The sequence below is a fragment of the Lactivibrio alcoholicus genome, from assembly GCF_055390895.1.
Window position 1 is genome coordinate 2,817,110 of sequence record NZ_AP042471.1, and the last position, 20,532, is coordinate 2,837,641.

16 protein-coding genes are annotated in these 20,532 nt (G+C 58.9%); 4 read left to right on the forward strand and 12 right to left on the reverse strand.

The annotated features are described in order from the left end of the window. Positions 1-39 precede the first annotated feature (39 nt). Together ACZ5IU_RS12895 and ACZ5IU_RS12900 are read right to left on the reverse strand one after the other, a co-directional pair. On the reverse strand, positions 40-987 hold the full coding sequence (locus ACZ5IU_RS12895; protein ID WP_464417961.1) for a tetratricopeptide repeat protein: 948 nt from the start codon (positions 985-987) through the stop codon (positions 40-42). Continuing rightward, positions 980-2,839: a hypothetical protein gene (locus ACZ5IU_RS12900; RefSeq protein ID WP_464417963.1), complete on the reverse strand. Its 1,860-nt coding sequence runs from the start codon at positions 2,837-2,839 to the stop codon at positions 980-982. Before ACZ5IU_RS12900 ends, ACZ5IU_RS12895 begins: the two co-directional genes overlap by 8 nt. A 243-nt stretch (positions 2,840-3,082) precedes the next feature. On the opposite strand from ACZ5IU_RS12900, the gene ACZ5IU_RS12905 reads away from it, so the two are divergent. After that, the gene (locus ACZ5IU_RS12905; protein ID WP_464417965.1) at positions 3,083-3,739 is read left to right on the forward strand and encodes a DUF6088 family protein; all 657 of its coding nucleotides are present in this window, start codon (positions 3,083-3,085) and stop codon (positions 3,737-3,739) included. A gap of 47 nt (positions 3,740-3,786) precedes the next feature. Here the strand turns inward: ACZ5IU_RS12905 and ACZ5IU_RS12910 are convergent, their stop codons facing one another. The 6 genes from ACZ5IU_RS12910 to ACZ5IU_RS12935 all read right to left on the reverse strand — a co-directional run bounded on the left by ACZ5IU_RS12910 (position 3,787) and on the right by ACZ5IU_RS12935 (position 10,778). Then, positions 3,787-4,596 carry a hypothetical protein gene (locus ACZ5IU_RS12910; RefSeq protein ID WP_464417967.1) on the reverse strand — a complete coding sequence of 270 codons (810 nt, stop codon included), beginning with the start codon at positions 4,594-4,596 and terminating at the stop codon, positions 3,787-3,789. A gap of 117 nt (positions 4,597-4,713) precedes the next feature. Beyond that, positions 4,714-4,932 carry a hypothetical protein gene (locus ACZ5IU_RS12915; protein WP_464417969.1) on the reverse strand — a complete coding sequence of 73 codons (219 nt, stop codon included), beginning with the start codon at positions 4,930-4,932 and terminating at the stop codon, positions 4,714-4,716. Positions 4,933-4,962: 30 nt separating this feature from the next. Continuing rightward, a complete protein-coding gene (locus ACZ5IU_RS12920; protein ID WP_464417971.1) occupies positions 4,963-6,276 on the reverse strand; it encodes an anti-phage deoxyguanosine triphosphatase in 1,314 nt (437 codons plus the stop codon). A gap of 203 nt (positions 6,277-6,479) precedes the next feature. Beyond that, complete coding sequence (locus ACZ5IU_RS12925) at positions 6,480-8,543, reverse strand: AAA family ATPase (protein ID WP_464417973.1); 2,064 nt, start codon at positions 8,541-8,543, stop codon at positions 6,480-6,482. Positions 8,544-8,579: 36 nt separating this feature from the next. After that, the gene (locus ACZ5IU_RS12930) at positions 8,580-9,836 is read right to left on the reverse strand and encodes a hypothetical protein (protein WP_464417975.1); all 1,257 of its coding nucleotides are present in this window, start codon (positions 9,834-9,836) and stop codon (positions 8,580-8,582) included. A gap of 129 nt (positions 9,837-9,965) precedes the next feature. Next, on the reverse strand, positions 9,966-10,778 hold the full coding sequence (locus tag ACZ5IU_RS12935; protein ID WP_464417977.1) for a metallophosphoesterase family protein: 813 nt from the start codon (positions 10,776-10,778) through the stop codon (positions 9,966-9,968). A gap of 172 nt (positions 10,779-10,950) precedes the next feature. On the opposite strand from ACZ5IU_RS12935, the gene ACZ5IU_RS12940 reads away from it, so the two are divergent. The 3 genes from ACZ5IU_RS12940 to ACZ5IU_RS12950 all read left to right on the forward strand — a co-directional run bounded on the left by ACZ5IU_RS12940 (position 10,951) and on the right by ACZ5IU_RS12950 (position 12,436). Beyond that, the gene (locus ACZ5IU_RS12940) at positions 10,951-11,412 is read left to right on the forward strand and encodes a type II toxin-antitoxin system HicB family antitoxin (RefSeq protein ID WP_464417979.1); all 462 of its coding nucleotides are present in this window, start codon (positions 10,951-10,953) and stop codon (positions 11,410-11,412) included. Next, positions 11,409-11,672: a hypothetical protein gene (locus ACZ5IU_RS12945; RefSeq protein WP_464417981.1), complete on the forward strand. Its 264-nt coding sequence runs from the start codon at positions 11,409-11,411 to the stop codon at positions 11,670-11,672. Before ACZ5IU_RS12940 ends, ACZ5IU_RS12945 begins: the two co-directional genes overlap by 4 nt. Positions 11,673-11,740: 68 nt before the next feature. Continuing rightward, a complete protein-coding gene (locus tag ACZ5IU_RS12950; RefSeq protein WP_464417983.1) occupies positions 11,741-12,436 on the forward strand; it encodes a hypothetical protein in 696 nt (231 codons plus the stop codon). A 494-nt stretch (positions 12,437-12,930) separates the two neighbouring features. Here ACZ5IU_RS12950 and ACZ5IU_RS12955 read toward each other — a convergent pair whose 3' ends face one another. The 4 genes from ACZ5IU_RS12955 to ACZ5IU_RS12970 all read right to left on the reverse strand — a co-directional run bounded on the left by ACZ5IU_RS12955 (position 12,931) and on the right by ACZ5IU_RS12970 (position 20,470). Continuing rightward, positions 12,931-13,443, reverse strand: coding sequence for a hypothetical protein (locus tag ACZ5IU_RS12955; RefSeq protein WP_464417985.1), 513 nt, complete (start codon positions 13,441-13,443; stop codon positions 12,931-12,933). 197 nt (positions 13,444-13,640) lie between these two features. Beyond that, positions 13,641-15,134 carry a sigma 54-interacting transcriptional regulator gene (locus ACZ5IU_RS12960; protein WP_464417987.1) on the reverse strand — a complete coding sequence of 498 codons (1,494 nt, stop codon included), beginning with the start codon at positions 15,132-15,134 and terminating at the stop codon, positions 13,641-13,643. A 6-nt stretch (positions 15,135-15,140) separates the two neighbouring features. Further along, on the reverse strand, positions 15,141-16,040 hold the full coding sequence (locus ACZ5IU_RS12965) for a hypothetical protein (protein WP_464417989.1): 900 nt from the start codon (positions 16,038-16,040) through the stop codon (positions 15,141-15,143). Next, on the reverse strand, positions 16,037-20,470 hold the full coding sequence (locus ACZ5IU_RS12970) for a hypothetical protein (RefSeq protein WP_464417991.1): 4,434 nt from the start codon (positions 20,468-20,470) through the stop codon (positions 16,037-16,039). The genes ACZ5IU_RS12965 and ACZ5IU_RS12970 overlap by 4 nt, the downstream gene beginning before the upstream one ends. Positions 20,471-20,532: the final 62 nt, after the last annotated feature.

A 20,532-nucleotide genomic window follows, 5' to 3' on the forward strand; every position in this document is an offset into this window, starting at 1 on the left:
TCCGGAGACTTCCGCATCGACGATCCGGAAACCGGCGCGTCATTTCCACCCGTTCCGGCGGATCGTTTCGTCGGCCTTGCGTTCGATCTCTTCCGCGTCGGGGATATGAACTCTCAGTTTTTCGGCGTGACGGCGAGCTTCTGCGTGGCCCAATCTCCCCGCGATGAAAAACCAGCTGTAGGCCTCCCGTTTATCCAGCGGCACGCCCGTCCCCTTCGCGTACATCATGGCGATGTTGTTCTGCGCCTCGGCGTCCCCCTGTTCGGCGGCTTTCAGAAACCACGAAGCGGCCCGCAGTCTGTTTTGCAGCATGACCGGGCCGTACAGGTAGAACCGGCCGAGTTGGTTCCGGGCGCCTGTATGCCCCTGTTCGGCGGCCCTGCGCAAGCACTCTTCGGCCAGTATCACGTCCGGCAAAAGAATGCCCCGGCAGTCCGCGTACATCAGCCCGAGGTGGAACAAAGCCCGGGGATCCCCCCGTTCGGCGGCTCTGCGGAACCACTTCATCGCCTCCGCGTCGTCCTGCGGCGCGCCCAGGCCTTCCGAGTACGCCACGCCGAGGCGGACCTGCGCGTCGGGAAGCTCCTGTCGGGCAGCCTTGCGGAACCACTCAATGGCATCCGCGTCGCTTTTCGGTGCGCCCCGGCCGTTTGCGACCATCAGGCCGAGGCTGTACTGCGAAGCGGCATGCCCGCGTTCCGCGGCTTTGCGGTACCAAACGGCGGCCTTTGCGTCATCCTTCGGCAACCCCCAACCGCTCTCACGCATCAGTCCCAGAATGTATTGCGCTTCGGCGCATCCCTTCTCCGCATCATACCGGAACCACTCCAAAGCCTGCACCCCGGCATGTTCCTTCCCGGTCCGCATCATGAGGCGCATCGCCGTCTCCGGCCGCGAAGCGGCAAGAAACGGCGTCCCGAAATAACCCAACATCATGGAGCAGCAGAACACCGTCGAAAAAAACATCGCCGGTCGCACGTCATGCACCCGCTTCCTCCGACTTTTGCGCGCGAACGGACGACGCCCCTCCCGGAAGCGTCTGCGCGACCTTGTCGCAATCGGCCACGAAACGGCGCAGGATCGCCTTCGCGATCGCGACGAGGAAGACATTCTCCTCATCGTTCTCGAAGCAGTCATACCCTTCGGTCGTCGCCTGGAAGACGACCTCGCCCCCGCATCCGTCGTACTCGCAGGTCAGACAGCCGTATTTCAGGCGCACGTATCCCACCCTCCGCGTCCCGAGGTAGGCGTAGAACTGCTGGGGGCAGATACCCGTAATCTGTGCGAAGAAAATGCCCCCGATCGCGGAGTCTTTCGCCATCTCCAGGAGGATTTCGGGATCGACATCATCGCTGTTGCGCGGTTCCGTCCGTGGGTCGCGGAGGGGGAGCAGTTCGGCGGGAATCCGCTGAACATACTCCCGGGCGCGCTCCGCAAGCCCGGAAAACTCGGGATCGGCATCCATCAGCTCCTGCCGCTTCCGCTTGGTTTCCGCCTCTCGTTCCATTTTTCTCAGGCAGCCCTCAGGGGTATCGGAAAGCGCCTGCGCTTTCTCGATTTCCGCAAACCTCTCGTAAAGACTCTCGCTATCCTCCTCCGGAGTCTCGCTCTTGGTCAGCATGACGGTATACGGCGACGTAGGGAGTAACCACGCCTCCAATGTGTCCGGAGTCGCTTCAAACGTCTTTCTTTCCTCCGGAGAATACCAGTTGGCGAATGCGCCTTCGCCTGTGAGGATATTGCGCGCAAGAGCGGTGCGTTCCTCCGTGTCGCGCCAATCCGCACGGGAAAGCAGCGCTTTCAGGCTCTCCATTTCGGAGTCCCTGTCCTCGGATTCCTCCCACTCGACGCGGGAAGCGGCATCATCGGCATAATAGGGATGCGGCGTCTCGGTCGACACGAGAGACCAGAGCCCCCAATGCTTGAAGAGCAGGACTCCGCCCGAAAGCTCCGTCGGATCCTTTTCGCCGAGAAACGAGATTTTTCCGCTCCGTGTGCGCAGACGGGCGTTGACGAGCTTCCGGAAGAGCCGGAGATTCTCCTTCTTCCGGCACCGTCCGAAGAGAATGTCTTCGTTGTACAGCAGCGGCTCGACACGATTGCAGCCTTCTGCGTTCCACAGTCCGAACGCCGTGTCCTGATCGGTTTCGGGAACGCTGCATCCGAAACGCATGCAGCGTTCGATCTCCCTCTGGGTTTCCGCAGGGAGACGGTCGATGTCGGGAACAAGCATCGTGAACGGCTGCAACGCGATACGGAGCGCGTCGAAAAGGAAACGCAAATGCCATCGGCCGCCGAAATCCGACGGGCGGACGCGGAGGATTTTCGGCCCCCATTCGCGCATTTTGACGCCGCCCCTCCCCTGACGGAGGACGGGCGGAATCGTCTCGAGAATGCCCATCGGCATCTTGTAGTTGTCGTCGATTGCGGCGCGATCCGCGCACCGGCGGAAGATCGCTTCGGTCAGCGACACCGTGTCCCCCGCATCGATCCATGCCGGAAGGACGTCGGTGAAAAGCGATTCCAGCAAAGAACCCGCGGCGGAGAGGGAGGTGTCGAAATCCGCGGATGCTTCGTCTTCTCTTCTGCGCGCGAAGCAAGAGAACCGCAGGGCGGCTCCGAGAATGGACCTGGAGGCGAGGAGGCATTCGAACGCCGGGTCGATGACGACATTCGCGCCGGCGGCGAACACCGGCGCGGTGGCCGCAGCGTCGGGGAGGTTCGAAACGGTGTCGGATACGACGACGATCGGGTTGCCCTGTGTGAGATTCCAGGCAACCTCCCTGTCGAACCATTCCCGCACAACCGCCGCATCTTCGCAGATCAGACCTCGCTTCATCAGAACCCCTCCTTAGGGATATAATGTCGTTATCTTCTTCGTCGGGGCAATCGTACAACACCCCAAAGGACCCTGTCTGCGTTTTACTCCCCCCGGTTTTTCTTCCGCGGTGTCGGTTCCGCGAAACGGAGCCGAAACGAATATGAATCCGGCGGCGGGAACGTCCCAGGCTTCGGTCGTAATATCGCTCTCTGGTATTGATCAGAAAAACCGGTATTATATCCGGCAAAAAGAGGTCATTTCATGAACACATCAAATTCGACGGATACGAAGAACCCGGAGAAGACGCCCGGAGGAATCGACGAGCGCATCATGGAGTTTGCGCGACAGATGGGCGAGGGAAACCCCTTCTGGACGTGCGAGCTATCGCACCTCGGAAAGAGGACGACGGTTTCGCACGCGTTGTCGAGGCTGGTTCGCGCGGAGAAACTGTTTCGTCTGATGCGGGGGTTGTACGTTTTACCGAAGATGTCCAAGCTTTTCGGCAAAGTATCTGCGTTGCCAAAAGCAATCATGAAAGCGATCTCGCGGTTGACGGAAGAGGTCTTCGAGGTCAGCCCGGAGCGGGCGCTCTCCGCGTTGAGGCTGACGACGCAAAACCAGATGGCTCTAGTATGTTGTACTACGGGACGTTCGCGCGTGCTTCGATTCGATAAAGGACAACCGATATATCTGAAATCGGCGCCACGAAAAAAAGCCATAGCTCCGATTATGGGAAGCATGGCCGGCGCGGCGGCCATCGCATTGCTCTATCTCGGCCCGAAAGAGGTCGACGAGGACATCATGAAGACCATCAAGGAAAACATGGAGCCCGAGGATTTCGACCGGCTTGTGTCGGTCGCACCCAAAATGCCCTTATGGCTGGCGGATATCCTGCTTCACAATAAATTCCGGGCGTGAATTCGACGAATCCGTTGCGTCGTTTCGGAAAGTCTCTCCCCCGGCGTTCATCGGTCCGGTTCGTCAGGGAGACATTCAACACCGGGAACGCTCACGCGGTCCATCCATTCCGCCGGTTCTCTGAGCTTCTTCTTGCTGGCTTTCCAGAAGTTCCACGTCGCTTGCTTCTCCTCTGCGGAGCGCGGCTTTTTCATACGGCGGATCGTCCGGAATTCGTCATAATCGCAGAGCAGATCGAAAACTTCTTTCGTGTAGCAGGTTCCCCTCCGTTTGCCCCGGACGCGGCTGACAAACTGAACCTTCGTGAGCGTGTTCCTCCAGTAGGTATCCGGCTCTTGTTCTATCTTTTTCAGGATGCGCTCGACCTGGGGTTCGACGCGTTGATACAGGGGCGCGATGTCGCAGATCTCGAAAGGGGCGCAGTCAGCCTTGCCGGCGGGGCCAGAGAAGAGATTTCTGTTTTCCGCGAATACAATGAGCTCCATTCTGTTATTCATTTCGGGCTCGGAAGACGTATTCCTTTGGCTGCGAGGCTCACACGCGCGGATCACGGTTTCGAGAAGAGTCTTTGTATCCTCGGCCGTCGGCGCTTTCTTCACGTCGACATATTTCCAGAATGCACGGACGGCCATCCGGAGGTCCGCCATCGTGCGGGGGTCGACATCGAAAACATCGGGAGAGGAGGGGTTCGGCGAGAAACTGTCGCGACAGATCTGTTCGTATGCCCATGCGACATTTTTCTGGACTCGTTTCTTGAGAGTACATCTGACGCAAGTCCTCCACAGATCCGCTTCGCGTTCCGGGGTAAGGCTCCGCGGAAACGTATCTTCGATGGGGGCGTCTTTTTTCGGTTTCATGCAATACCCTCCAGTCCTGACGAGTCTGCCCTAAATACGAGCACGACCTGAATCTCCGGCGGCGCGGGCGCCTTTTCCATCCGCTCGGGGAGTCGGCCTTGAATCCTCCAAAGCGTGCTAGAACGAGTCGCGAATCTCCTCGGCGTACACCGTCAGTATCTTTTCAATGGTTTTCGCGTCGCCGGTGTACATCGCATAGCGCTCGGACATGAGGAATTTCATCTCTTCATCCGTTGCGCCCTCCCTCAGTCTCTTGGCGAGAATCATCGACATAATATCGACGGCGATATCTCGTTTGATATGCTCGTCAAGAAGGCCGTCCCGTTTTGAATCCATGCCTGCTCCTTCCTCCGTCCGGGAAGCCGGCTACAGACGGTCGAAGACCGAGCCGGAACGCGGCTGGAAGATCATCGAGTACAGGCGCGCAGCGTATTCGTCGGTCATCCCCGCGACATAATCGCAGAGCACGCGCATCTTCTGTTCATTCGGCGCTTCGGAATACTTCTTCCGTGCGGATTCGTTCAGAAAACTCTTCGGGTCTTCATTGAGCGCGGAAAAAAGCCGCTTGATGATCTTTTGTCCCTTGAATTCCAGAAGCTGTACGGTCTGGCTGGCGATGACCCTTTCCTGGACGAGCCTCGTCAGGAATTCGAGCAGCTTGCGCGCATTCTCGTTCAGCGTCACGATGTATTTCAGGAGTGGCATCGTAAAGCCGGCATCTTGTTCGATAATCTTCGAGTTAGAGATGAAGAAATGCACCAGCTCGCCGATCGTGTGTTTGACGAGATATTCGCGTTCGCTGAAGAGATTTTCCCGTATTCCGTCGAGATCGATGAGCCCCTTCGGAATGGACGATTTGAAGCCTTCCAGAGTCTCGTTCCAGTTCTTTTCGGTGATGAGTCTGAGCGATACGGCGTCTTCGAGATCGTGAACGCCGTAGGAGATGTCGTCCGCCAGCTCCATGATCGAGGTGCCGAGCGACTTGAACCGCGTCTTCAAATGCTTTCCCTCTTCCTTCGGGAAGCAACTTGTCAGGAGCTCGCGTTCGGATTCCTCCAGCGGCTCGATGATCCATTTGACGACGTCAAGCTCGTCGTCGAGATAACACTTCGGCGGCTTGAAGCGCTTCGGATTGGGGCCGCCGGAATACGCTTCTTCGTTGCAGGCCTCGCTATATGAGGCGGGGTATTTGAGGACTCCTAGCAACATGCGCCGCGTCGGGTCCATGCCGAAGCCGTTGGAATAGTTTTCGAGCTTCGAGAGGATCCGGAGCGTCTGGCCGTTTCCCTCGAAACCTCCGTGTTGACGCATCATCTCGTTCAGCGCTATCTCGCCGCCGTGGCCGAATGGGGGATTGCCGATGTCGTGCGCGAGGCAGATGGCCTGGATCAGGCGGTCTTCCGGCAGAATAGCCTGATATTTGGAGCGATCTTCTTCGGTATTTCGGCTGAGATACGTCGTGATCCCGGCGCCGACCTGCGCGACCTCCATCGAGTGCGTCAGGCGCGTCCGGTAGAAATCGCTGTCGCCGAGGCCCAGAACCTGCGTCTTGTTCTGGAGGCGACGGAACGCCGCCGAATGGATCACGCGGCCGTAGTCGTGTTCATACGGATTCCGGGGATCGTTCTCCTTTGCGCTTTCCTCCCCGGAACGGCGGTGTTTCCAGAGTTCATCAGACATTGGCCCAGCTCCTTGAAAGAGATATTATGGAAATTATATGACGCAAATTTATAATCGTCAACAATGTTTAATTAAAATGATGTAATTATAGTTCTTTCCGCACTTCATGGATTTATTCTCCAGGCTGTCCGTCGAAGAAGGGCCCCCCGTTTGCACGAGGGCCCTTCTTCGACGCCGCAGGCGGCAGAACCGTCGTTACAGGATCATTGAGAGCCCCCTTGTGACGCCGTTCCGCCGGGCGCGGGTTCCGGCTCCTGCGCGGCGTGCGCCGTCACGTTGTTCTCCGTGACGGAGAGCGTGAAGCGCCGTTCCGTCAAGCCTTCGTCGGATCGCATGAAGCGGGCCATCGGCAGCTTGACGAGTTTCCGAACGGTTCGGACGATGCCGCGAGCTCCATACCGCGTGACGTTGGAACGCTCGATAACGAGACTCCTGACATCGTCGCCGACCGTTGCGGAGTATCCTTTCCTCTCGGCGGTCCGGACCGCTTCCGCGATGCGAATATCGACGATCCGCCCCATGTCCCCCTTGCCGAGTTGATTGAAGAGGACGACGCTGTCGAACCGGTTCAGAATCTCAGGCGCGAAAAACTTCGACAGGAAAAGCCGCGCCTTGCCGTCCGTGTCTTCGTACGCGGTTTTCGGGTCAGAGCTGAATCCGATAGCCGCCTGCCTTGTCCCGATCGCCCCCTCTTCCGTGAAAGCCGCGTTTGTCGTCATCACGACGACTGCGTTGGCGCAGTTCACCGTTTCGCCCTGTCCGTCGGTGAGGCGTCCCTCGTCGAGAAGCTGCATGAAGACAAGTTGCACATCACTATGCGCCTTCTCGAATTCGTCGACGAGGATCAGGGAGTCCGGTCTGGTGCGGAGGCGTTCGGTCAGTACCCCGCCCTTTCCATAACCGACGTAACCGGGGGACGATCCGATAAGGCGAGAGAGGCCCATCGAATCGGAGTATTCGGTCATGTCGAGCGTGATGAAGCTGTCCTTGTCTCCGAAGATCGCCGATGCGGTCGCCTTCGCCGTCTCGGTCTTTCCGACTCCTGTGGGCCCGGCGAAGAGAAGCGACGCCGGTTTATTCGTCGGGGCCATGTCCGTTTCGCGAAGCACAAAAACGTCGCAGATGGAACGGATGGCTTCTTCCTGTCCGATGATGCGTTCGCGAAGCGTGTTCTCGAGCGTGCGCATCCGTGCGTGCGAGTCCTCCCGCCCGGCGAGGGAGATGTGGGTCATGTCGGAAACGCAGTCGCGGATGTCGACCGCCGTCACGGTGTCGCGGCCTTTCATCACGCTCCTGCTGCACGTGCTGTCGAGGACGTCGAACGCCTTGTCCGGCAGTCGGCGCGCCGTGATGTATCGAGCGCTTGTCCGGACGGCTTCGACGATCGCTTCCGGTTCGATCCGGAGGCCGTGATGCGCCTCGTATCGGCCGGCGTTGGCTTTGAGCGCCTCGATGCTCGCCTCCTCGGACAGCTCGGGAACGTCGATGATCTCGAAGCGACGCTCGAGCGCTGCGTCGGCGCGGACCAGTTCCCGGAATTCGCTGCGGGTGGTGGCTCCGATCAGACGGACGCCCCCGCGAGCGATTTCGGGCTTGAGGAGGTCGGCCATCCCCGGGATGCTCATGACGACGTGGAATTCGTCGATGAAGAGGATGACGTTTCCCACTGCCTGGCATTCCTTGAGGAGCCGCCGCAGTGTTTCCGCGAGGATTCCGTTTTGTGCAAGCGTCTTGAGTTGGTCGGGCTTCAACTGGACGACGCGCGCGTCTTTCAGGCGACCTTTGAGTTCTTCCCTGGCGGTGCGCGCGGCGAGTTCTTCGGCGATGGCGCTCTTGCCGACGCCCGCGACGCCCGTGAGAATCGCGTTTCCCTTCCCCTCGCGCAGAAGGGTGACGATGATCGCGGTTACGATCTCATCCCGCCCGATCGTTTTGGGAAGCGGCTCTCCGTTTGCGATCATCTGCGCCATTCGCGCCGTGAGGTCGATTCCGACGGAGTCGAAAATCGAAACGGGCTTTACGGCCGTCGACGTCGCAGCGGCGGCGGACGCCGCGTCATCCTTGTTTTGATCCGTTTCAAGGCATTTCGCGAAATATCTCCGGGCGCTGTACGTGAGCGGCAGGGGAACGCCCCCTGAGAAAACCTTCTTGTCGATTGATGACTTCACCTTCTTGATATGGGCGTAGGAGACTTTTTTCGCGCCCGCCTTTCTCGCGAGATCGGCCGCAATGCGTTGAATCGTCAGAGTCTCATGGCTCGGGATCATCGTGGTTTCCTCCTTTTTTCCGGCATCGCCGGGGCATCATTCCAAAAACGCCTGAAGTAAGGAGTCCGATTCGGACATTTCCTCGGGCGCTTCTTCGGCTTCCTCGTATCTTTTCCGGATGTACGCTCCCTCAGTTTCAATCAACGAAAAGGACGGCGTGCGAAAGTGCTTCCGTTCGGGCGTCGGATCTCCGGGCGCGATTTCTTCCGGCATGTCGACAAGTTCAAAACCCGAGGGGGAGAGAAAGATCGCTTTTTTCTCGTCGAGTTCGTCGGGAGCCTCCGCCGGAAGCCTCGTGAGGCGCCCGGAGGCTTCGCCGGTTACATTCTTCACGACGGATGCAAAGTCTCTGAGCATCTCCACGTCTCTCGTATGTCCCCAGGTCATGCTCTTCGGAGCGATTCCGGTCGCCTGGTTGGGAATGCCTCCAGTTCGTCGCGCCGTCCAGATAAGATCCCAGCCCGAAGAACTCTCGGAGTTTCCGCAATCCGAAAGTTCGATGATGCTCTCTTCGCGCCACGATTCGAGGTCGGCCGCTACGATCGTCCCTTCCGGAAAATTGACGAAGGCGCTTTCCAGAATCAGACGGGCAGCCTTGAGCGGTAACGCGGAGACGTCGATGAAGAGCGGACGGCCGGAGAGAGCGGGGAAGACGGGCTCGGAATACAGGCCGCTGAATGCTTTCAGGCAATCGACATACGGCGACAGGCTCGCGATGATGCAATTGGCGGTGACCGAGGAGTTCCGTCCGATCAGCCTCATGATCGTCGCTTTCGATTCTTCGTTTTCGATGCAGTCCAGCCAGTCAGGCGGGTCGAACGTGGTCTTTCTCATATCGTCCGTCTTTGAACCCGAAAGATCGTTGAAAAGCCCGAGAAGCCGGCCCGAGACATTCGGCTCGTCGACTCCGGCGGAATGCGCATATGCGCGCATCGACGTGAGGAGAAGAGCGGAGAGGAGCTGACGCGCGCATTGATCCCACCAGCTCAGTTGTCCGGAATTCCTGATCTCCCTGTCGCTGATGAAGAGCTGCGCAAGGTGGTCGGATGCCTGGACCGCAGTCCTGCCTGCGAAGCGCCCTCCCATGAACTCCGAGAGCGGATCGATCCGCGTGGAGTTCTCGCATCCGGGAACAATGAACGGATCTCCGGTCCGGTAGATCCCTTTCCAGGAATCCGCCTTGCTGAACAAAAAGATCGTTGTCGTGTTCTCCCGAAGGACATTGAGAACCTCTGCGAGGTAGCCTCTGCGCCGAAGATCCGTTCCTCCGAGAAAGCCTGCGGTTTCTTTCATCGCTGTCGCCTCCCGTTCGTATTGTGTTCCGTGATTTCATCCTACGACCGGGAGACGGACCCTATCTGCGTTTTACTCCCACCAAAATTCGGGGGATCCTGCCGGATTTGGCAGGATCCCTTCGTTGCGCTACATTTCTTCGGTTTCGGAGTCGTCTTTCGCGACGGGGTAGCGGCTTCCCGTGAACCCGAGGCGGACGCGGGAGCTGCCGTGGAAGACGACGGAATCCCTGTAGACGCCGCCGTCGCTGTCGGGGGTGATCCGGACGAAGTCCTGGTAGAGCAGACGGATGCGCTTTCCGGCGTGGTCCTTGTGATAATGGCCGACGAACCATCGCCTGAAAGCGAGGCAGCGATACACGTAATCGAGGTATCGGGCGACCGCGTCGTTCTGGTAATAATAGGGCAGGTTGTTTTCCGGAAAGGCGCCGCACGGACCGGCGTGCGTGAGAACGTAATCCACGGTGAAGTCCCTCGCGGCGAGGGCCTCGAGTCCGCGCTTCTCGTCGGCGCGGGAGAGCATCTCCTCCTCGAACCAGGTGACGCCCCGCACGCGCATCGCGCGGTCGATGCTCAACGCCCCGCCCATGCACCAGAAGGTGGTTCCGCCGATGTCGTAGACGCGCCCGCGTCTGAGGTGGAGGATGTTCGGCGCAATCACGCCAACGTCCGCGCCCCAGCGATTCGCGGTCGGCATGGAGGCCAGCGCCGGGAAACACTCGTGGTTGCCGTCGATGAACGCGGTCGTCCACGGCTTGGCCGCAAGACCGGCGATGATCTCTTTTTCTCTCTCGTCCGCCATCCACGGCAGAGCGAAGTCGCCAAGAACCACGACGACATCCTCCGGCGCGAGCGTTCGCAACTGGGGAAACGCATGGACGTTGTCCAGGATTCGATGCGCCTCGATTATTCCGTGCGTGTCCCCCGTGATGTAGATATTCATTGATGATCCGCCTCCTCGTTTTTGCATATCAGCGACATGGTATAGCAACGGAGGAGGGGGCTTTCTGCGTTTTACCCTCCCGGATTTTCAAACGGCCTTATTGCCGTAGGTCGTCGCCTTTGACCCATATAATATTATATGTTATCGTTCAGGCGTTGCCGGAGGTGAAAACATGAACGACAGCTACGTGTATCCTGCCCTTTTCACGCGCTGCGAGGGGAAAGGGATCGGCGTCGCGTTTCCCGACTTTCCCGGATGCGTCGCGGAAGGCCGGAATGATGAAGATGCCCTGCGAAACGCGAAGAAGGCGCTTTTGAAACGTCTGTGGGAATTGGAGGAAGACCGGGGAGAGGCCCCTCGTCCGACGCCCGTTCTTGAACTGGAACACGGGAGGAATTCGGTGGTGGTCCTTCTGGACGTCTGGATGCCGCCGTACCGGGACCGGATGCTTCACAAGGCGACGACGAGAGCGGTCTCGCTTCCGCTCTGGCTGGACCGCGAGAGCAAGGCCGCGGGGCTGAACTATTCCCGCGTCCTCCAGGAAGGGCTGATGGAGCGCCTTGGGATCTTTGGCCCCCGCGAATACCTCGAGAGAGTCCGCGAAATGCCGTATGAAAGGGGATTTTCGAGATGAACCTCGCCGAAATTCTTGCCGCCGTGCCGGTGAAAGGGAGAATCATCCGTCTCATCGACATCCCGAACCCGTGGCGCTCGGAGTTTCTGCATGATTCCTACGGATCGACGATGCCCGTCGTGCCGGGCGAAGGCCTGTGCGCCTACTCGCGGGACTGGCGCACATGGCTGTCGTTCCGCCTTGCGCCCGACTACCGGCCCCGTTATCCCGGAGCCATTCATCTCGTTTCCGACGAAGAGGCGATGCGCCCGCCGTTCTAAAACCGGAGACGGGCTTGATGCTTCAAAAGCCGTGAGAACTACGAGCCACGTACAGTGAGGAGGATCGCATGGATTTCCAATCTGTTCTCTTCGATATTTATTACCTTTCAGAAAAAGTGCAGGATTGCTCCAACGAGCTATCCGGGCTGGAATTCGCCGATGAGCGGGGATATCTCGACGATCGGGAAACCGACAGGCTCCGGCATTACAAAGAGAGCCTGGAAAAGGCGGAAACAATTGCTGGGGCGCGGCTCCGGGAGGCCCGCGAGAAACATCGCAACGATTTTCTCCGGCATCTCGACGACGTCGCGAAGCGCGTCGTGGAATTCAGGGACCTGCTTTCGGAAAAGAGCGACGACAGGCTGAAAGGCGACATCGGGATGATCGAAGAACTTCTCGAAAATCTCAGGGATGTACGCCTGGGAAGGGAACCGAAGTATTCGGTCTGGTGGGTATTCTATTACACACAGTCCGTCCTGTGCCGGTGCGGCGAATTTCGATTCTCGGGAAAAAAACTCGGGAGTGCTGCGACCGCACTTATCGTCCGTTGTCCCGCCTGTTCCCATCCGAACGACATCACGCAGACCATCGACATTTTCCTGCCGCCGACCGGCAACCCTTACAAAAGCGTCACCATTCTTGAAGAATACAAATGCACCGGCTGCGGCCAACGATTCCAGGCGATGTTTGCGATTCATTTTGAGGAACCGGTGCGGTTTGAGATCATCAACGCGGATTTCCCGCCCGTCCATTTTGAATGGTAGCGGCCTTCGCCGGACACAGGTGAAAGGGGAAATCGTCCGTATCATCGACATCCCGAACCCGTGGCGCTTGGAGTTTCTGCATGTTTAGTTGTTTTTGAGAAAAAGTGAAGCGACGACAGCCGGCGGTGAGAATGCCCGGGAAAGAGAGGGCGCACCGGATCCGGTTTTTTCCGTCAAATGTCCGGCCCTTCCGAAGAGCCGATCATCGGCTGCTTGAATCATAACCCTTGAGTCGTGATCCCCTGGTTATCGACGTGGGGGCCGTCTCAGTCTTGAGTCTTCAGTCGTGAGCCTTGAGGGTGCAGGCGAGGGCGCTGCACGACGCCCATTCCGCAGAAATCCGGCGTGTGTTGTATCAAGCAAGCGTCTTCACCCCGACCAGGGTCTTTCCCATTTTTCCGTTTTACGTCGCCGCTTCATCTTCTTTTTTCAAGGTGCGCGGAACCGTGAGGAAGGAAGAGAGGAGTCCTGCGGAAGCGCCTCCTCCCGGAAGCTTACTCCATATCGACCAGATCGGTCGTCGCGTTCACGACCTCGAGCCTCGAATCGATCGCGTCCTCGAGATCCTGCCACTTGCGGATGTTCTCGAGTTTTTCCCGTTCGTCGTAGAGGACCTCGACTTTCGGGGTCTCTCCGTCGAACTTCGGGGCGCTCCTGAGGCGGCTCTGCGCCATGCAGTCGTTCAGGGAGCGGTAGGTCGCCACCATCATTTTCGACAGCTTCCGCTTGATCACGAGAAGGTCGGAAATGCAGTAGGACTTTCCCTGAAGCTCCACGGTCACCTTCAGGTTCGTGTATTCGATCGAGCGCTTCGTCTTGAGGTATTCCGCGCACAGATCGTTGTTCGACTGAATGAGGGAGGCGACCTCTTTCGCCTGATCCTCCTTCGTCCGGAAGCGCGGCATCTCAGTGGAGAGCTTCGATGAATACTCGGTAATGGCTCGCTCCTGCGATTCCATTCGCTTTTCGATCACTCTGAGACGTTTCATGCCTTCGATGATTTTCATGTTCGAGCCCTCCTGGTTGGTTCGTCTCGGGAAGCCCAAGCCCCCCTGCGTTCGTCCTTCCGACAGGACTACAATACCGCATTCCGGCGACACTTTACGGCGTCATGTCGGAAAGCGCCGCATGTCGGAAAAAAATGATGCCGGCTCCCGTGATCGGGGCCGGAATCATTTCCGGACAGAGACGATGCTCTCCGTTGTTACAGAAGATGTCGGAGACAGAGGCACTCGCTTCTTTCACGAAATGCGCGGGCGCAGGCCATCCGGAGAACGTTCCGGAGTTCCCGGAAATTCCCCGGATAGTCCCGTTGCTCGAGCGCGTACACCGCATCGAGACTGATGCGTTTGACGGCCCTCTGCGGATTGACCTCGTCCTCCTGCAACGTGAGGCTGATGAGGAGCCGCATGTCCTTCCGACGTTCCGAAAGAGAGGGGATGCGAACGACGTGATCGAATCGGTGGAATAGATCCCGTCGGAAGGCTGCATCGTCCGTCTCGGCAAGACGGTCGACGGGTTTGTTGGTCGCGGCGACGACCACACACGGCGCAGGGATTGGGTCGCCGCTCCATCCGAGCGGACGGACCATTCCCTCGTCGAGATAGGTGAGGAGACGCACCTGGCACCGGGGATCCATATCGCCGATTTCGTCCAGAAAGACGACTCGGCCCCGGTTTTTCAGAAACTCACCGAGCTTTTCGGAATCGGCACCCGTGTACGATCCCTTCGTCACTCCGAAGAGTTCGCCGTCGATCAATTCCTTGTTGAAGGTCGAAATATTGACGCGGTGGAACGCTTCGTCGCCGAGAATCTCTCGCGCGATCCAGCGCGCGAGCAGGGTCTTCCCCGTGCCCGTCTGTCCGAGAAGCAGGATCGACGGGATGCGTGCGCCCCTGACGGCCGCGGTCGCCGAGCCCTTCTTTCGTTCCCGTATCGCCGTTTCATATCGTTCAAAGCAGTTGCCTTGCGGATCGAAATGCTCTGCGGCGATGTCGAACGACCGGGCCTTCTCCCGCATCTGCGAGATCGCGTCCTTGACGGAGCGCGACATTGATTGCGTTCCCGGATCGGCGAAGAGGCTGGTATACCCCGGAGACAAATTGTCTTCAGAGACCCGCGCCTTCCAGTGGATGTCCTTAACCATTCGTTCTTCGCCGATTTCGAGACACCGCAATTTGTTCCGCCAGAGCACCTTGAAAACCTCAACAAACATTCCGAACTCTTCCGGATCGGGCCACTCATTTCCGGGGCCGGTGAGAAGGCGACGGACCCTGCACACGCACCTGACATCGAAGACGCTCGATTGCAGCACGCCCGTCAAATCGGCGTCCCATATTTCGTGATCCCGAGGAATCAGGACGATCGTCGGAATGGAAGAGACGACCGGTCGTGCCGTTCGGTTGTTGGAATCCGCAAAGATCCTGAGAGGACGGGGCGTGCCGATCAACAGATCAAAAGCCGGACGATCCTGATCCGTGATATCCGAATTCCTTATCCCTTCAAACTCCGATTTCTCGGACGCCGTTCCCTCAAGATATTTGATGACTCGCTGAACAAGGTCGAGAATAGCGTCGCCAGCAGCGTCTTGCCCCATACGGATTCCGACTGTCAGACGTTTCAGGTCGTCGTTTTTCTGTTGCGGGATTCTTGTCGTTTCAGTGCTTTCTTGTCCCCCGGAAGCATTTTTCTTTCTCATGGCGATTCATCCCCTCCGATTTGAAGAAGGGACGTTCGAGATCCATTGCCGGTATTGCGAGAAGCGCTTCCTCTGAAGCGTCGATGCTTCCAGAACGTTCGGAAGAGCGTCTTCCGGCAACAGATCTCCGAAGACGCCCCGTAACGCCTTCGCCGCAAGCTCGACCGTACGCGTGTGGACGTCAAGGATTCGCTCCGGAACGTCGCTTTTCCAGAGGAGCTTCCCGGTCCCGCGTTCGTTCAGATCCGCGCAGTAAAATTCGATCATCCTCCGTTCAATCACCGTGGGCAGACTTGCGGCTCCGCGCCCCTGTCCGGCGAAGAACCTGTCGAGCCGGATCATGCCCCGTTCTCCGGGAACGAGGAGACCTGCCTTTGAACAGTTTTCGACCCAAGACCCCTTCTTCTTTCCGACGTTCGCATTATCGAGGAGAGGGAACCAGGATCCCCGAAAGACGCCGAGAGCGTATGCCGGATGCGCGGGATGAAAGGCGGCGTCCTCGGAAAGGATGCGAAGAAAGCGCTCTATGGCCCGGCGGAACGTTTCGCGATGCCGCAGGCCCCAGCCGAACTTCCCGCAACTCCAAATGATTCGTGATCCCGTCCAGAGCCAGATCGGCATAACGTTTCCGGTTTCGGCGTCATGTCGGTCTTCGTCCTCCGGGATGAACGAATCATCCTCATCGTCCGCGAAGTCCTCGAAGTCGGGTGACTCCGCCTCATCTTCGACTACCGGCTCGAAGAGATCCAGCGGCAGCGCCTCGTCTTCCTGAGTAACCGAAAAAATCGACGAGACTCCGCGTCGCCGCTGGTGTTTCCGTGCTGTTTCGGTCGTCGTTTTGCGCTGAACATCTCTCTGTCTCTCCGTGTTGCGTTCTCCGGACCGGTTTCGCTGAATCGGCGTCATCGATCGTCCCTCCCGTCACGCGGTTGGTTCCAGAGCAGACTGCTTTTGAAAGACGTTAACGTGTCGGTCCGGCTCTCGGAAGGGGCAATTTTTCCCAGGACGGAAAGCCCCTGTTCGTAGGCGAGTCGGGCCAGAATATCGCCGTCTCCCCGAGCCAGCGCCGCTTGCCTGAGCCCACGCGCGTCGCGCAGCGCGATTTCGTAGTGGATGAACTGCTGTGGCAGATCCTTCCGGGCTGTTCCCGGCTCTTTCCCCGATTCACATAACACATCCGTCAAAAGTTCGCGCAATCTCATGTGCAGCGCCTCGCTTCCGGAAAGCTCGGAATGTTTCAGAAGAACGGATTTCAATCTGTCGATCGGCGCGGCGACCGAGCCGACGCTGTGGAAGCGTTTCATCGCAAGCTGTGTCCCCCGTTCTCCGATGGCTTGCGCTGCGTTCACGCCGACGTGTGTTCCAATCGGGAGCAACGTTCTGCGGTCGTATGGCTTCCCGGAGATGTCGGCGCCGCAGCACAATCGGCACAGCCCCGGCGCCTCCGCCGTGCAGAAAAGCGGAGAGCGGAGCTGCAATACGCCGGAATTCCGAACGAGATGATCGATGAGAGGCGAGTTCTGTGCGTTCTCCGGACGAGCCGAGCCGGCGTTCCAGAACGACAGAACGGTCTGCAGGTCGCTCATGGAAAGCGGCGTGTTCAACCCCGTCGGGACGCGCCCCCAGGCCAGACGTTCCAGATCGGCGGCCGTATTGTTGGAAGACGGGAAGGGAATCGCCTCGCCGTTCGCCCGGATGAACAGACGGCCATCCGCGAACGAAACCGACAGCCCCTTCGTTGCGCCGCAGTCTTCCTGCGTCACCGCGGTCTCAAAGAGCCCCTCGGCGAGCAGGCGTGTGAGATACCCGGCCTCGGCGACGGAGAGCTTCTTCGACGTCATGGCGTCCCGGCAAACGGAGGAAAACCGGAACAATTCGTCGTCCGTCAGCCCTCTCCACAGGTTCCCTTTGATCCACGTATCGTTGTTCCAGATGTCCTCACCGAACCGGTCTTTCGAGTACACGTCCTGATGCCCCAGAAAACCCGTCATCGCCCTGAGCCCGTCGGGATCTCCCTTTGCCCCGCTTGTGACGAGAACGCTGATGTCCGATCGGCCGAAGCGTCGCAGGGCGGAATCAATCCGTTTGTCGGCGTTCTGTTTCGCCTTCGTCTCTTCTTCCGGCGAAGCGGGAACGGGTGTATCGGAAAGCCCGAGCGACGCCAGGCGTTCAAAATCGAGCGGCGGAATGCTCGCGGCGCCGGTTGAGGCGGCGCACAAATCCATCTGCAAGTCCCGAAGAATCTCGCCCCGGGCATCGGAGGAAATGTCGGCAAGTTCGCGGATCAGCCGCGGGAGGTATCCTTTGAGTTTTTCCGTCTTCTCCGGAGTTCTGTCCTCCGGTTTCAGGCGGTCGATCCAGGCTTTTCGGCGACCGGGGGCCATCGAATGCCAGCCGAGCGCAAGATCGAGGCCGCTTTGGAACGCGATTTCTCCCGTTCCGACAAGGCCCGGGTTCTCAAGGATCGAAAAAGCCTGAAGGTCTTTCGCGTAGGGTTCCGGCGGTAGAAAGACAGCCATTGTATCGCCGTCGAAATCGGCGTTGAATCCTGGTGTCACAAGGGGGGGAATGCCGATGACCGGCCTGTCCCACAGGCGTGCGCGAAAAGCCTGGACGCTGTGGCGGTGCAGGCTCGGCTGCCTGATGAGAAGGACCCAGACGGGGGAATCCTCGAAGGCCTGCCGGAGAGTGTCGCAGTCAGCCGGCCGGTGCTTGAGATTCAGACGCCTGGATACGTCCGGAGCGCCGGAGAGGATCTCGGCAGCCATGACGCAGGGGAGCAACACTTCGTCCGGACGGAGAGACGGATGCGGGATGATGACGGCGCGCCCGCTCGAAGAGAAGCGCCGCCCCATCATATCCGCGCGAAGAACGCCTTCCTTTCCGAAGAGAAGACTCGAAAGGAATCCCCTGTATCGCTTCAGTTCATTCTTGAGTTTTTCCTTGGTGCTTTCGGAGATGGACTCTCCTGTTCCAAGCTCGGCGTCACACGAATAGAGCGCGTCGGTGAGACGGCGCAACGCCAAAAATCCTTCGTTCCCGATGCGTTGGAGGACGGATGGGACGACGCAAAGAGCCCCGTCGGCCCTGAAGGGAAGCGGGATGTCCGCTCCGCCGAGCGCCGTGCGGGCGACATCGCCCGGAGTCCTTGAAGACGGGAGTCGTCGGCATACGAGCCGAACATCCGGTCCGCCCTTTTCATCCGCAGGAATGCGAAGCGCCCACGCGTCGCATTCGCGTTCCGCCGTTGCGTCGATTCCGGGATCGCCCGGGCGGGAGATTGAGAGCGATTCCCCGTGTTCTCCCCGAGTCGTTGAAACGGACATCCCGAGGCGCCTCAGGACATCCAGGACGAAGGAACGCAAAGAATCCGTACCTGAAGAAGATACGGATTCTTCTCTCCCCGAACGGTTTTTCCGCAAATCGAACAGCAGTTTCTCGCCGAGAGGGAGAGCCCCGCTGTTCACCGGATATCCCGCTACAGACCAATGTTCCATCTCGCCCATTCGTTGGGCCGTTCTCGCGCCGCCGCGCTCCGGGAGGCCGGTCAATGAGGAAACCGGTCCGTACGCTCCGCGCGCCTGGAGTTTTCGCAGGGCGTGGTGATGCAACCGCGCGAAGTATTGCGGGCCGACAAAGGCGCGGGCCGAACGCCCGTCAGCGAGACGAACCTCGAAAAGTCCCGAATCGTCGCTCCCCATCTCCTTCAACAGGGGAAGAAGCCGTACGAACTCTTCCGACGTCAGAAGCCTGTTTGACGGAACCTTGAACGAACCCGACGACTTCGTTCTCATGAGCAGGAGACCATGCACCATCTCGAGAACCTGTCCGAGGTTCTTCCTGCCGATCACCGAACACGGTGAAATCATCAGATCGACGGGAACTTCCTCTCCATCGATGATTGCGACGGGAGCCTCCCGATCCTCGAGAATCCGGGTGATGACGCCCTTGTTTCCGTGGCGTCCGGTCATCTTGTCCCCGAATCCCAGAGGAAGGTCCGCGACGAAATGAAGCGTCAGCTCGAGATCGATCGGAAGATAGCGTCCAGAGTCTTCGCCCTTCGGGCGTCCGAGCGTCATTCCCGCTTCGATATCCGCGAGCTTTCCCTCGAGAAAAAAGGGGTACACGCCGCAGTCCAGATCCTTGAATCCCTGTTCCGTTTGTCGTGCGAGCGGCGCAAGGGAGGGAAGAGGAGTCGAAAAACCGTATATTTTCCCCCTCACGCCGGAAAAACGATCGGCGAGAATTCGCCGGACGGATGCCTCGTCAGGGACATGCCCGCCGGAGAGAGGAATGCATATTTCCCGGAATATCTTCCGCAGCCTGAAACAATACTCGGGAATCCGAAACGCCTCAGCGGCCGATGAGCGGACCACAAGGCCGTCTTCATACGTAAAGCCTTCGTACGGCATGATTGCAACCATCAGGTTTCTGCCGAGGTACGGGGAAAAACGCCATGCTTCGTCGTGATGGTTTCCATCGACAAGAGCGGGGATCTCCTGCATCACATTACCCTCGATCGCACCGGGGACACGCGGCGGCTCCGGCGCGGCGATGCCGGTCTCCGCCTGTTTCAGATTCTTCCCTCCCATCAAAAGGCGGGGGCCGTCCGTGTGGTTCGGATACGGAATCATCCCGCATGCGATCGAAAGCGTCTGTCGCCCCCGGTCGATCGAAAGCGAGTCGCTGTTCCATGCGGCATCCGCGGCGAGATGGAGCGAGAGCCCGATGCGTTTCGACTCCGGCGTCTGAAACGGACAGATGCGGCGCCGATGGGTTTCGTGCGGACGCCGAAAAGTTTCGCCTCCGTGTTCTCCTCTCCAGTTGATTTCGATCTTCCGCTCGCATTCGATCGCCAGAAGCGGGTTTGAATCATCGCCAAGAGCTTCGGCATACAGCCGTCCCCTGGCGCGGGAATCGGTCCACGGGGCATTCAAACCTGCCTCAAGACGAATAATCTGATCCATTTGGATCGGTTCGGACGCCTCCCGGTTCACCGAATCCGCAAAATGCTTCCAGCATTTCCTGCAAAAGAGCCACCAGGAAGAGACGACGTGCGAATCGCTTGCGTCAAATGCGAGCCCCGGCTTGTCTTCCGGGGCGTCCGTTGTCCCGCTCCCAGGGCGGACGAGAAGGAGGGGAGTCCTGTAGGCATGACCATCCGGCAGACTGAAGAGATTTCGTTCGTCACCTTCAGGAGCGTCCGATTCAGGAAGCGGGACGGGAAGAATCCATCGTAGAGTCCACGAATGCATTCCTTCACCGGAGTCCCCCATGAGCGGAAGCTCCGGAATCCGGTCATCCGTCATCCTGATATCGAGGACGCTGGAACACATTTCAGCGCCCCCCGACGGCGAACGAAGCGCAGAAGCCGTTTCAACCGTGAAAGACACGCCGC

Bases quoted from the DNA above. Each gene is read 5' to 3' on its own strand.
- ACZ5IU_RS12900 (WP_464417963.1), bottom strand. From the start codon at position 2,839: ATGAAGCGAGGTCTGATCTGCGAAGATGCGGCGGTTGTGCGGGAATGG.
- ACZ5IU_RS12905 (WP_464417965.1), top strand. From the start codon at position 3,083: ATGAACACATCAAATTCGACGGATACGAAGAACCCGGAGAAGACGCCC.
- ACZ5IU_RS12910 (WP_464417967.1), bottom strand. From the start codon at position 4,596: ATGAAACCGAAAAAAGACGCCCCCATCGAAGATACGTTTCCGCGGAGC.
- ACZ5IU_RS12915 (WP_464417969.1), bottom strand. From the start codon at position 4,932: ATGGATTCAAAACGGGACGGCCTTCTTGACGAGCATATCAAACGAGAT.
- ACZ5IU_RS12920 (WP_464417971.1), bottom strand. From the start codon at position 6,276: ATGTCTGATGAACTCTGGAAACACCGCCGTTCCGGGGAGGAAAGCGCA.
- ACZ5IU_RS12925 (WP_464417973.1), bottom strand. From the start codon at position 8,543: ATGATCCCGAGCCATGAGACTCTGACGATTCAACGCATTGCGGCCGAT.
- ACZ5IU_RS12930 (WP_464417975.1), bottom strand. From the start codon at position 9,836: ATGAAAGAAACCGCAGGCTTTCTCGGAGGAACGGATCTTCGGCGCAGA.
- ACZ5IU_RS12935 (WP_464417977.1), bottom strand. From the start codon at position 10,778: ATGAATATCTACATCACGGGGGACACGCACGGAATAATCGAGGCGCAT.
- ACZ5IU_RS12940 (WP_464417979.1), top strand. From the start codon at position 10,951: ATGAACGACAGCTACGTGTATCCTGCCCTTTTCACGCGCTGCGAGGGG.
- ACZ5IU_RS12945 (WP_464417981.1), top strand. From the start codon at position 11,409: ATGAACCTCGCCGAAATTCTTGCCGCCGTGCCGGTGAAAGGGAGAATC.
- ACZ5IU_RS12950 (WP_464417983.1), top strand. From the start codon at position 11,741: ATGGATTTCCAATCTGTTCTCTTCGATATTTATTACCTTTCAGAAAAA.
- ACZ5IU_RS12955 (WP_464417985.1), bottom strand. From the start codon at position 13,443: ATGAAAATCATCGAAGGCATGAAACGTCTCAGAGTGATCGAAAAGCGA.
- ACZ5IU_RS12960 (WP_464417987.1), bottom strand. From the start codon at position 15,134: ATGAGAAAGAAAAATGCTTCCGGGGGACAAGAAAGCACTGAAACGACA.
- ACZ5IU_RS12965 (WP_464417989.1), bottom strand. From the start codon at position 16,040: ATGACGCCGATTCAGCGAAACCGGTCCGGAGAACGCAACACGGAGAGA.
- ACZ5IU_RS12970 (WP_464417991.1), bottom strand. From the start codon at position 20,470: ATGTGTTCCAGCGTCCTCGATATCAGGATGACGGATGACCGGATTCCG.